General features: G+C 64.8%; 8 protein-coding genes and 1 pseudogene. 7 read left to right on the top strand and 2 right to left on the bottom strand.

The window, feature by feature from the left end; translation table 11 throughout:
* From FN369_RS11240 to guaA, 4 genes and pseudogenes are all read left to right on the top strand, one after another.
* Positions 1-323 (top strand): annotated as a pseudogene (locus FN369_RS11240) (hypothetical protein); the annotation flags it as partial.
* On the top strand, positions 320-559 hold the full coding sequence (locus FN369_RS08850; RefSeq protein ID WP_142525795.1) for a hypothetical protein: 240 nt from the start codon (positions 320-322) through the stop codon (positions 557-559). The pseudogene FN369_RS11240 and the gene FN369_RS08850, both read left to right, overlap by 4 nt.
* A gap of 16 nt (positions 560-575) precedes the next feature.
* Positions 576-1,754, top strand: a complete 1,179-nt coding sequence (locus FN369_RS08845; RefSeq protein ID WP_142525794.1) for a GuaB3 family IMP dehydrogenase-related protein — start codon at positions 576-578, stop codon at positions 1,752-1,754.
* Positions 1,755-1,758: 4 nt separating this feature from the next.
* The gene (guaA, locus tag FN369_RS08840) at positions 1,759-3,372 is read left to right on the top strand and encodes a glutamine-hydrolyzing GMP synthase (RefSeq protein ID WP_142525793.1); all 1,614 of its coding nucleotides are present in this window, start codon (positions 1,759-1,761) and stop codon (positions 3,370-3,372) included.
* A 12-nt stretch (positions 3,373-3,384) separates the two neighbouring features.
* On the opposite strand, the gene FN369_RS08835 is transcribed toward guaA, so the two are convergent.
* A complete protein-coding gene (locus FN369_RS08835; RefSeq protein ID WP_246189642.1) occupies positions 3,385-3,774 on the bottom strand; it encodes a hypothetical protein in 390 nt (129 codons plus the stop codon).
* A gap of 300 nt (positions 3,775-4,074) precedes the next feature.
* Between FN369_RS08835 and hisD the strand changes: the two genes are divergently transcribed.
* From hisD to FN369_RS08820, 3 genes are read left to right on the top strand one after another with little or no spacing between them, the layout of a single operon-like run.
* A complete protein-coding gene (gene hisD, locus FN369_RS08830) occupies positions 4,075-5,400 on the top strand; it encodes a histidinol dehydrogenase (protein WP_142525791.1) in 1,326 nt (441 codons plus the stop codon).
* An 11-nt stretch (positions 5,401-5,411) separates the two neighbouring features.
* Complete coding sequence (locus FN369_RS08825; RefSeq protein ID WP_142525790.1) at positions 5,412-6,512, top strand: protein arginine kinase; 1,101 nt, start codon at positions 5,412-5,414, stop codon at positions 6,510-6,512.
* Positions 6,513-6,528: 16 nt separating this feature from the next.
* On the top strand, positions 6,529-9,036 hold the full coding sequence (locus tag FN369_RS08820) for an ATP-dependent Clp protease ATP-binding subunit (protein WP_142525789.1): 2,508 nt from the start codon (positions 6,529-6,531) through the stop codon (positions 9,034-9,036).
* On the opposite strand, the gene FN369_RS08815 is transcribed toward FN369_RS08820, so the two are convergent.
* Positions 9,023-9,367 (bottom strand): ketopantoate reductase family protein (locus tag FN369_RS08815; RefSeq protein WP_281290943.1); only part of this gene is annotated, 345 nt, incomplete at its 5' end. The genes FN369_RS08820 and FN369_RS08815 overlap by 14 nt on opposite strands.

Below are 9,367 nucleotides of genomic sequence, written 5' to 3'. Positions count from 1 at the left end.
CCGGCTTGGAGGCGACCGTCCCTTCCGAGAGCGCGGCCCAGTTCGACGACGCGCTGAGCCGGCGGCTCCCCGCTCCCTGGAAGCCGCCGACCGTCTCGGTCCGGTTGCTCTCGGAAACGGGACCGACCGTCGTCCGGCTCGCGGTCGACGGCCGAGGGTTCCCCTGCGCCGTCCTGCTCCAGGAGAGCTGCGGGGAGAGGCGGGTCGATGAGATCGCTCTGCGGGAGATCCAGCGTCTGCGATTTTTGCCCGATCCCCGCGCGCCCCTGACCTGGGGGCGGGTCAAGATATTCTGGCATTTTCGGGAGGAAGGCGCTTCATGATGCGGATCACGATGCCGGAGGCCTTCCTCCTCTACGTCGCCGTTCCTCTTGCGGTCCTGCTTTGGGTATGGTTGTCTTTTAGCGCAAGAAGGGGCGCTTGGCGGCGTTCGGCCCGGAGAACGGTGGTTTGCCGGTTCTGTGGAGAGAGAGTCACGATCTCGCCGGACCGCCAGGAGTTTCGTTGTCCGTCCTGCTCGGCGGAACAGCGGGTCTTCGCCCAGGAATACCACGAGTAGAAAGGGCAATCGGATCATGGGAATGTGGATTGGAAAAAATCGAAAGGCACGGGTCTGCTACGGCTTTGACGAGATTTCGCTCGTGCCGGGGAGAATCACGATCAATCCCGACGAGGTGGACACGAGCTTTACGATCCCCCACCCCTCGGGCGAGCCGATCCGGCTCAAGATCCCCATCCTGGCCAGCGCCATGGACGGGGTGACCGACGTCCGCTTTTGCGTCGAGATGTCGCGCTTGGGAGGGCTCGGAGTCATCAACCTCGAAGGAGTGCAGACCCGCTACGACGATCCGAAGGCGGTGATCCAGGAGATCATTTCGGCCGATCAGAGCAAGGTCACCGAGCTGCTCCAGAAGATCTACTCGGCTCCGATCCGTGAGTATCTGATCGGCAAACGGATCGAGGAGCTGAAGGCCCAGGGGGCTCTGGCCGCCGTCTCGGCGATTCCCCAAAAGGCGCTCGCCTTCGGCGCGATCGCCCAGGAAGCGGGAGTCGATCTTTTCGTGGTCCAGTCGACGGTCAGCACGGCCAAGCACATCTCCCGCCAATATGCCTCCCTGGATTTGGCGGCCTTCTGCCGGCAGATGCGGGCACCGGTCATCATCGGCAATGCGGTCACCTACGACGTCGTCCTCGATCTCATGGAGTGCGGGGTGAGCGGCGTCCTGATCGGGGTAGGCCCCGGTGCGGCCTGCACCTCGCGCGGCGTGCTCGGGTTGGGAGTGCCGCAGGTGACCGCGACGGTCGACTGCGCCGCAGCGCGGGATGCCTATTACAAGAAGACGGGCCGCTATGTGCCGATCATCACCGACGGGGGAATGCGCCGGGGCGGGGATCTCTGCAAGGCGATCGCCTGCGGAGCGGATGGCGCGATGATCGGGTCGGCCTTCGCCCGGGCCGAGGAATCCCCGGGTCAGGGGAGCCATTGGGGGATGGCGACCCCCCACGCCAACCTCCCCCGAGGAACCCGGATTCAAATGGGGATCAGCGGACCTTTGCGGCAGATCCTCTTCGGTCCGGCGACGGTCGACGACGGCTCGCAAAACCTCGTAGGCGCCCTCATGACGTCGATGGGCAATGCGGGAGCCGCTACGATCGCGCAGTTCCAAGAGACCGAGGTGATCATCGCGCCGAGCATTCAATCGGAAGGGAAGCTCTTTCAAATGGTGCAATCGGTGGGAATGGGCACGCGCTAGGCAGATGCCGCATCCTCCCCATAGTCGGAAAAGCGCCTCCGAGCCGGAAGTGGCGGGATTCCCGGTGGGCAAAGCCAAGCCGGAAGACCGGATCGTCGTTCTCGACTTCGGCTCGCAGTATACGCAGCTGATCGCCCGCCGGATCCGGGAGCTCGGGGTCTTTTCGGAGATCGTCTCCCCCACCACCCCCGCCCGGGAGCTGGCGGGGCCCGGAGTGCGGGGCCTGGTCCTCTCCGGAGGGCCCTCGAGCGTGGCCCAAGAGGGAGCGCCGCTGCCCGATCCCGCGATCTTCGCGAGGGGCCTTCCCGTGCTCGGGATCTGCTATGGGCTCCAAGCCATGGCCCGGCTGCTGGGCGGGGAGGTCGAGCGGGCGAAATCGGGCGAATACGGTCGGGCGACCCTCGAATGGCGAGCGCCCTCCGCCCTCTCGGCGGACCTTCCCCACCATTCGACGGTCTGGAACAGCCACGGAGATCGGGTTGCGCGACTGCCCAAGGGCTTCGTCGCCCTCGCTCGAACCCAGGAAGAGCCCCATGCCGCGATCGGCGATCCCGAGCGTCGCCTCTACGGCCTCCAGTTCCATCCGGAGGTCACCCACACCGAATTCGGCAAGGAGATCCTCGCCAACTTTCTTTTCCGGATCTGCCAGGCTCCGGCTGGCTGGAAGCTTTCGTCCTTCCTCGAGCGGAGCTGCGCCGAGATCCGGGCGCGGGTCGGAGGCGAGCGGGTGATCCTCGGCTTGAGCGGGGGGGTGGACTCAAGCGTGACCGCCGCCCTGCTCCATCGAGCCATCGGGGATCGGCTCCACTGCCTCTTCGTCGACAACGGGCTTTTGCGCCAGGGAGAGCGAGAAACCGTTCGCCATCTCTTCGGCGAGGAGATGGGCTTTGCTCTCCACGTCGTCGATGCGGCTCCGCGCTTTCTGGCGAAGCTGCGCGGGGTGAGCGATCCCGAGCGGAAGCGGAAGATCATCGGAAGGGAATTCATCCTGGTCTTCGAGGAAGCCGCCGGAAAGCTGGGGCCGGTCCGCTACCTCGCCCAAGGCACCCTCTATCCCGACTGCATCGAAAGCGCGGCGGCGGGCCACGGGCGGCCAGCGGTGATCAAGAGCCACCACAATGTGGGCGGGCTCCCCAAACGGATGAAGATGCGGCTGGTCGAGCCGCTGCGGCTCCTCTTCAAGGACGAGGTCCGGGAGCTGGGCGAACTGCTGGGCCTGCCCCGGGAGATCCTCTTCCGCCACCCCTTTCCCGGCCCGGGCTTGGCCGTCCGTTGCCTCGCCCCCATCACGCCCGAGAATCTCGCCCTGCTGCGCGCCGCCGACGCGATCGTGGTCGAGGAGATCCGCCGGGCCGGCCTTTACGAGGAAGTCTGGCAGGCGTTCGCCGTCCTCCTCCCCGCCCGGAGCGTGGGGGTCATGGGGGATGCCCGGACCTACGAGCTGACCGCCGCGGTTCGGGTCGTGCAGAGCGTCGACGGGATGACGGCCGATTGGGCGCGACTCCCGGGGGAGGTTCTCTCCCGGATCTCCAACCGGATCATCCAGGAGGTGCGCGGGATCAACCGGGTCGTCTACGACATCTCCTCCAAGCCTCCCGCGACGATCGAGTGGGAGTGAGCGGAGGGGCGCTCAGGGAGTCCCCGTTTCGAGCTCCTTCGCGTATTTTTCCAAGACGGCGGCATCGGCCTTCATCAGGTCGGCTTTCATCCGAAGCTTGCGGGCCGTGGCCTTCGGGGTCTTCGTCTCCTCGACCTCGCGAAGGACCTGATCCCAATTTTCTCCGCCACCCATTGCGCCCATGCCCCCCATCCCATGGCTCATTCCGCCCATGCCCCCCATGCAGCCCTTCTTGCCATGCTCCATCCCCTCCATCTGGTGGCCTTCGTGCTCTTCCTGATCCTCGGCGGCCTCTTCGGTATCCCCCTTCTTGGCATGGTGCTGGTGCTGGGCGTGGAGCGGGAAGAGGCAGAGACCTCCCGTCAAGCCGAGAGCGGCCATCCAGAGGGTCGATTTTCTCACGATCGCGCTTCTTCGCATTGCAGTTCTCCCATCGGAACGGAGCGGATGTTTTCCACAGGCCGTAGGCGCCGTTCCAGACCGCCGCGGCATTTTCGTTTCGCTCTTGACATTACATCAGCCTGAGGGCGCGCATCCAGCTCTTTTCTCCGACTCCGGCAGGGTTGCCGGAGTGCTCGGGCCCTCTCGGCCGCGCGGATCTCCCGGGCGGACTCATCCAGAGCCGATGGATTCCCGGCGCAGGACCCCCACCGAAGAAATTTCGCGCGTGGTTGGCGCACGATCTGCTACAGTAACTCGGCTATGACGAGCCGCTACCGCATTCTTTCCTGCGACCGCGAAGAGTTCTCCCAGCTCCGAAGGGAGCTCCACCGCCGTGCCTTTCCCAATCCCGAGCTGGCCGAACGGGTCCGTTCGATCCTGGAGCGGGTCCGCGCCAAAGGGGACACGGCGCTGGTCGAGCTGACACGGGAGCTCGACCGAGTCGCGCTCTCGCCTTCGGAATTCTGCCGGAAGGATCCTCCGAAGCGGCCGGCCGCCGCGATCCACAAAGCCCTTTGCTGGTCGCTGGCCAATGTGCGCCGCTTCGCCCGCGCCTCGCGGCCGAAGGACTGGAGGATCCGGAACCGGGAAGGCGCCTGGGTGGGGGAGCGCTTTCTTCCCTTGGAGCGGGTCGGCGTCTATGTGCCCGGAGGAACCGCCCCCTTGATCTCCACCGCGCTGATGACCATTCCCTTCGCCCGGGAAGCCGGGGTCCGGGAGATCGCGGCCGTCACCCCCCCGCCGATCGATCCGGTCCTCTACTACGCGCTCCGGAGCGCCGGAGCCACGGAGGTCTATTCCCTGGGCGGGGCTCAAGCCGTCGCGGCCTTGGCCTACGGCACCGAGACGATTCGCCCGGTCGACAAGATCTTCGGTCCGGGAAATTCCTACGTGGTCGAAGCGAAGCGGCAGCTCTTCGGGCTCGTCGCGGTCGACCTGCTCCCGGGACCCAGCGAAGTCGCCGTGGTCGCCGACGAGCATGCGCAAGCCCGCTTCGTGGCGGCCGATCTCTTGGCGCAAGCCGAGCATGGGCCTTCGAGCCGGATCCTGCTCCTGACACCCAGTCGAAAGGTCTTGGAGGAGGTGATCGCCCAGATCGAGGAGCAGACGGAGACCCTGCCCCGGCGGAGCATGGTCGAATCGGTCCTCCGGGACCACGCCCTCTTCGTCTCGACGCGAACCCTGGAGGAAGCGCTCGAGCTGGTGGGAGAGTTCGCGCCGGAACATTTGAGCTTGGCGGTTCGCCGACCCCATGAGGCTCTCCGACAGGTGCGCCACTGTGGGGCGATCTATTTGGGATCGTATTCGCCGGTCGCCGCAGGCGACTTTTTGGCGGGTCCCAGCCATACCCTCCCCACCGGCGGCTCCGCTCGGGCCTTCGACGGCCTCCGGATGGAGCATTTCTTCCAGCGAACGAGCGTCCTGGAATACTCGAAGGCGGCGCTCGCTCGGGTAGAGCCGCAAATCGCCCGGTTCGCGCAGATCGAGGGATTGGCGGCCCATGGCCGGTCGGCCTCCGTCCGGCTCGATCGAGGGATTCGAGCAAAGGAAGCGGGTCTCCTTGCGGAGAAGGGCCCGTTCGGGTAAGGTGAGATGCTTTGAAGATCCAGGCACTCTTAGAAGCCCCCTGCGAATGGCTCCATCCCGGGGAGCAGAACAGCCGCATCGTCCTCTCCAGCCGCATCCGGCTCGCCCGGAATCTCAGCCGCTTCCCTTTCCCCGGCTGGGCGCGGCGCACCGAGCGGGAGAAGGTGTTGGCCCTCGCATTGCCGGCGGCGGTCGGACTGAGCGCGATGAAGGAAGCCGTTCTCTCCGACTCGATGGATCATTTCACCCCGGTGGAGAAGCAGGTCCTCGTGGAGGAGCACCTGATCAGCCGGGAACACGCGGGCCGCAACGCGGGAAGCGGGGTCGTCGTCAACCGGACCCGGACGATCAGCTTGATGATCAACGAGGAGGATCACTTCCGCATCCAAGCCTTCAAGGGCGGCCTCCAGTTGAAGGCGGCTTGGCGGATTGCCGACAAAGCCGACACCGAGCTCGACGAGAAGCTCGAATTCGCCTTCTCCCCCAAGCTCGGCTACCTGACCGCTTGCCCCACCAATGTGGGCACGGGGCTGCGGGCGTCGGCGATGGTGCACCTTCCCGGATTGGTCCTGAGCGAGCAGATCGGCCAGATCGTCAAGGCGGTCAACCGGATCGGGCTGGCGGTCCGCGGCCTCTACGGGGAGGGGACCGAAGCCTTGGGGAATCTCTTTCAAATCTCCAACCAGATGACGCTGGGGGAGAGCGAAGAGGAGATCCTCGAACGGATGCACAAGGTCATCGGACAGGTGGTGCAGCACGAAGAAAATGCCCGGCAGAAGCTTTTGGAGGAGCGACCGAGACTCGTGGTGGACCAGGTCAGCCGCGCCTACGGGGTGTTGGCGAACGCCTATACGATCTCCTCCAAGGAGGCCCTCAACCTCCTCTCGCTGGTCCGGCTCGGAATGGACATGGGGCTCTTCCCGGATCGGTGCCGAACGATCGTCGACGAGGAGTGCCTCATCAAAACGCAGCCGGCCCACTTGCAGCTTTCCCAAGAAAAAAAGCTTTCCACGGAGGAGCGGGATGCCCTCCGGGCGGACTTTCTCCGCACACAATTGCGGGACGTTCCCCCTCCGGAAACTGGACAACTCTCTTCGCCGTTGCATAGTTAGAACAGAGGAAACACCCATGACAAATTTTACTCCGCGAGCGCAGCAGGTCTTAGCTTTGGCGAGAAAGGAAGCGGAGCGCTTCAACCATAACTACGTGGGAACCGAGCATCTGCTGCTCGGGCTCATCAAGCTGGCACAGGGGGTCGCCGTCAATGTCCTCCAGAAGCTCGGAATCGACCTGGAAACGGTGCGCAGCGAGCTCGAAAAGCAGATGAGCACGGAGGTCGAGGGGAAGCCGACCACCCCGATTCCCTACACGCCCCGGGTGAAGAAGGTGCTCGCCTTGGCGCAAAAGGAGGCGAAGGGGCTGAGCCACAGCTACGTGGGAACTGAGCACATTCTCCTCGGCCTCTTGCGGGAGGGGGAAGGGGTCGCGGCGCGCGTCCTCAAGAACCTCGAGATTGATCTGGAGCGCGTCCGTAACGAGATTCTCAAGGAGCTCGATCCCAACTTTTCGGCTTCGGAAGCGGGGGAAGAGGAAACGCCCGAGCCGGCGTTCGCCGGAACCGAGGCGGGTGCCAAGAAAGAGGTCAAGACCCCCGCGCTCAAGGCCTTCGGTCGCGATTTGACCGATCTGGCCCGGCGCCACGAGCTCGATCCCGTGATCGGCCGGAAGAACGAGATCGAGCGGGTGATGCAGATTCTCTGCCGGAGGACCAAGAACAATCCGGTGCTCATCGGGGAGGCGGGCGTCGGCAAGACCGCGATCGTCGAGGGCTTGGCTCAAGAGATCGCAGCCGACAACGTTCCCGAGATGTTGCGGGAGAAGCGGGTCATCACCCTCGACTTGGCGCTGATGGTCGCCGGGACGAAATACCGGGGACAGTTCGAAGAGCGGATCAAGGCCGTTATGGAGGAGATCCGGCGGAGCAAGAATGTGATCCTCTTCATCGACGAGCTCCATACGATCGTCGGCGCGGGATCGGCGGAAGGGGCCATGGATGCCTCGAACATCATCAAGCCGGCTCTCTCCCGGGGCGAGCTGCAGTGCATCGGGGCGACGACTCTCGCCGAATACCGCAAATACATCGAAAAGGATGCCGCTCTCGAGCGCCGCTTCCAGACCGTCCTGGTGGAAGCACCGTCGCGGGACGAGGCGGTGCAGATCCTTCACGGGCTCAAGCCGAAGTATGAGGCGCACCACAAGGCGCACTTCACCGATGCGGCCATCGAAGCGGCCGTCCAGCTCTCCGAGCGGTACTTGACCGGCCGCTTTCTGCCGGACAAGGCGATCGACGTCATGGATGAAGCGGGCGCCCGCGCCCGGATCGCCGCCACGATGCGTCCGCCCAACGTGAAGGAGCTCGAAGCGGAGCTGGCGGAGGTGCGGGCCCGAAAGGACGAATGCATCAAGCTGCAGGATTTCGAGAAGGCGGCGGCACTCCGCGACAAGGAGCGCGAAAGCAAGGAGCGGCTCGAGCGCGTGCTCGCCGAATGGCGGCAGAATCGCGATGAGAAGGAGGTCGTCATCACCGAGGACGACATGATGCAGGTGGTCGCCAAGGCGACCGGCATCCCGATCACTCGCATCACCGAGCGGGACCAGGACCGCTTCCTGCGGATCGGAGAGGAGCTCAAGGCGCGGGTGATCGGACAGGAGGAAGCGATCGATGCGCTGGCGCGGGCTCTGCAGCGGTCTCGGGCCGACCTCAAGGACCCGAAGCGGCCGATCGGCTCTTTCATCTTCCTCGGACCCACCGGAGTCGGAAAGACGATGCTCGCCAAGACGTTGGCCGAACAGGTCTTCGGGAGCGCCGATGCGCTGATCCAGCTCGACATGAGCGAATACATGGAGAAGTTCAACGTCTCCCGGCTGGTCGGGGCGCCTCCCGGATATGTCGGCTATGAGGAGGGAGGACAGCTCTCCGAAAAGGTGCGGCGGCGGCCATACAGCGTCGTTCTCTTCGATGAGATCGAAAAAGCGCATCCGGACGTCTGGAACGTGCTGCTCCAGATCTTGGAGGATGGCATTCTCACCGACAGCCTCGGCCGAAAGATCGACTTCCGGAATACGATCGTCATCATGACCTCGAACGTCGGGGCCGACATGGGTCTCAAGCAGGGGGTCCTGGGCTTCACCTCCAAGCGGGATGAGGCCGGCTACAGCCAGATGAAGGAGCGGATGCTCGACGCTGCCAAGAGAACGTTCAAGCCCGAGTTCCTCAATCGAGTCGATGATCTGGTGGTCTTCCGGCCTCTCAATCGGGACGACATGGTCAAGATCGTCTCCCTTGAGGTCGAGAAGGTGACCTCTCGCTTGAAGAGCCGCAAGCTGGTGCTCGAGCTGACCCCGGCAGCGACCGACTTCCTGATCGAGAAGGGCTACGACCCGACCTACGGCGCGCGCCCCTTGCGGCGGGCGGTGGAGAAGTACGTGGAGCACCCTCTGGCGGAAGAGATCCTGCGCGGGCGTTTCGAGGGAGCGAAGTCGATCGTCGTCGACGTGCGCGAAGGAATCCTGACCTTCACCCCGGGCGGAGCCGAAAGCGAGCCGACCGAACATTCGTCGGCTACGACGGCGTAACTTCCCGGCGATCGGCGCTCCGCCGGTCGAGGGATCGCAGCAGGGCGTAGAGGGCTTGCAGGCGAGGGGTGGAAACGCCCAACTTTCGGGCGCGTCGCAAGGGTTCACCCCAAATCGCCTCGACCTCGATCGTCCGTCCGGCCAGAAAATCGACGAGCGTGGAGGGCCGATACGGCCCCATTTTGGTCGTGTCGGCGATCATCCTCTCGGTCCAGTCTTCGGGAAGCGGCAGCTTGCGCCGCTCCGCGACGGCGGAGACCTCTTCCATCAAGCCGACGACAAGGCGGCTCAATTCCGGATCGCCGAGAATCTCTTCGACGTCGCGGCCTCC

It is taken from the genome of Methylacidimicrobium cyclopophantes (assembly GCF_902143385.2).
Lineage (GTDB): Bacteria > Verrucomicrobiota > Verrucomicrobiia > Methylacidiphilales > Methylacidiphilaceae > Methylacidimicrobium > Methylacidimicrobium cyclopophantes.
Note: the sequence above shows the minus strand (reverse complement) of the source record. Positions and strands in the feature narration are given on the sequence as shown.

Excerpts from the sequence above, each read along its gene's own strand:
- guaA (WP_142525793.1), top strand. The coding sequence starts at position 1,759 with ATGCCGCATCCTCCCCATAGTCGGAAAAGCGCCTCCGAGCCGGAAGTG.
- FN369_RS08850 (WP_142525795.1), top strand. The coding sequence starts at position 320 with ATGATGCGGATCACGATGCCGGAGGCCTTCCTCCTCTACGTCGCCGTT.
- FN369_RS08820 (WP_142525789.1), top strand. The coding sequence starts at position 6,529 with ATGACAAATTTTACTCCGCGAGCGCAGCAGGTCTTAGCTTTGGCGAGA.
- FN369_RS08845 (WP_142525794.1), top strand. The coding sequence starts at position 576 with ATGGGAATGTGGATTGGAAAAAATCGAAAGGCACGGGTCTGCTACGGC.
- hisD (WP_142525791.1), top strand. The coding sequence starts at position 4,075 with ATGACGAGCCGCTACCGCATTCTTTCCTGCGACCGCGAAGAGTTCTCC.